The 1909-nt window shown below is 36.3% G+C and carries 1 pseudogene; it reads right to left on the bottom strand.

Annotation, left to right across the window (positions count from 1 at the left end):
- Positions 1 to 643: 643 nt before the first annotated feature.
- A pseudogene (locus MOB01S_RS12840) lies at positions 644 to 1909 on the bottom strand (hypothetical protein); the annotation flags it as partial.

Below are 1909 nucleotides of genomic sequence, written 5' to 3'. Positions count from 1 at the left end.
CCATTGTCTTGTTGGTTTTTGACTTTGTTTTCTTTAAAATACTGCCCAATCCGATAAGCCACTTGTGGGCTTAATGCTCTTGCTGTATCGCCTAGTATACCATTTGTATTTGGTGCGTACAAGGCGGAGGTGATGCCGTCGAAGAGTCTTAGGTTTGTTCAATTTTTTAGTATTCTTCAGAATTAGTTTAAATTTTCAAAAATATTTTAAAATATGCATCCTTGCACTATATACATGAAAAACCAAACAAACCATAATTATTCCATACCAAATCAGAGAAAATTTAATATAAAATTTTCTATTGATTATGCAATGCCTTAGCAATAAAAAAATTGCTGGCATAAACCAAAGCATAATAAATGATACTCCATAAAAAGCATCTTGCATATTTCTAAATCTAGTTGCGTAAACAAATAAAGAATCATGATCGTCAAAAAAATCAAATAAAAGAAACAAAAACAAAGAAATACTAGGAAATATACCTACACATGAAAGTATGTGAATAAATTTTCTTTGATGAATTTTATCTATTTTTTTAAAAAAATATCAGAAATCAATTTTAGGTACACAAAAAATCCAAAAATACCGAAACTTATCATATAGTAAAAATTAATAACGAGCAAGAGTAAAGTGATTACATCTATCATTTTTGACATTCCTGCACTTCAAGCATATCTTTACAACCAGTATTAAATCTATGTTGAGGGTTTAAGAATTCACCGCCAACTTGACTATCTACATACCGTTGAGTAACAGGCAACCATGAATTGTAATGTTTTTCATGAATTTTTTGCAACGCTGGGTCATATTGTTCATTATGCAATCTTTTGTAACTCCAACTATTTGTTTCATTCTGATAATTTTGGTAAATATACTGAAATTCTGGTTTTCCCTTTTTCATAATAGCATCACCAGCCTCGGAAATCCAATCAGAAAAACCAGTATTATCAGCTATCTTCAACTGACCTCTCGAATGTTTTTCTGCCATCCTAAACCATGGCTGTCCTGTATAGTCATACATAGCTCCAAAATAGTCAGCTCTCATCGATAGGTTGGATATTGCATGATACCCTCTACCATTGGCAACATCTAAAACTCTTTTTCTTGATTGCTGAATATCAGTTTTTAAATTCAAATGCTTGTCCTCTCCTACATAATCTAAAGCGACACTCATCCTATTGATGCAATCTACCGATATTGTTCTGCATGAGTTATGCAAAGCAACATCATTTTGCCTAGATATCCCATCATATTTTTCATTAACTGCAGCGATACATGATTTCTCAAACCCGCAAGCATTTAATTCAATTATTTTGTCCTGTAACTGCTTATGACTCAAATAATTCCACTGCGTTTGCCCAGCATTATTGGCAGTGCTTGCAGTATCGCCACCAACAGTCGCACCAATGCCTGCTGATAGAGCAAGCAAAGCAGAGTGTCGTACTGTTTCATCAAAGCCTTGTTCTTTTAGATATTCATCTATCTTTGGAATGGTGTAGGCGGTTGTGCTTGCTGATGGTCCGCCCTCCACCATCCCCGTTGCAAGCAGTCCCACAGCTGTATGCAACGCCACACGATAAACACCACCCTCTGCCCATTTTTTAGCTTCCTCAACATCACCTTTTGATAAAAGTTCCAGTCTTTTGTCTTCAGCATAATCCCCAATTTGTTTTGGAGCCTCCCTCCCAAACTCTGTAGTAATGACTGTTTGAGCATTCAACTCCCTAAGCACCTTCTCCCCATCAAACTCATTGGCGATGATTGGGTTAAGCTGGTTTTGAACTTCTGCTTGTTTGAAGTTGTCTGTATTAATATGACTAAGCCCTGCTTGGTCGGTGATGGCAGAGTGGGTGGTACTGGTTTTATGGACTGGGTCTATTTTACCATAGCCTAAGCCTTGTAGGGCAGG

It is taken from the genome of Moraxella oblonga NBRC 102422, assembly GCF_001598275.1.
Taxonomy (GTDB): Bacteria; Pseudomonadota; Gammaproteobacteria; order Pseudomonadales; family Moraxellaceae; genus Moraxella; species Moraxella oblonga.
The sequence above is the reverse complement of the archived record's forward strand: the minus strand, read 5'-3'. Positions and strand labels throughout refer to the sequence as shown.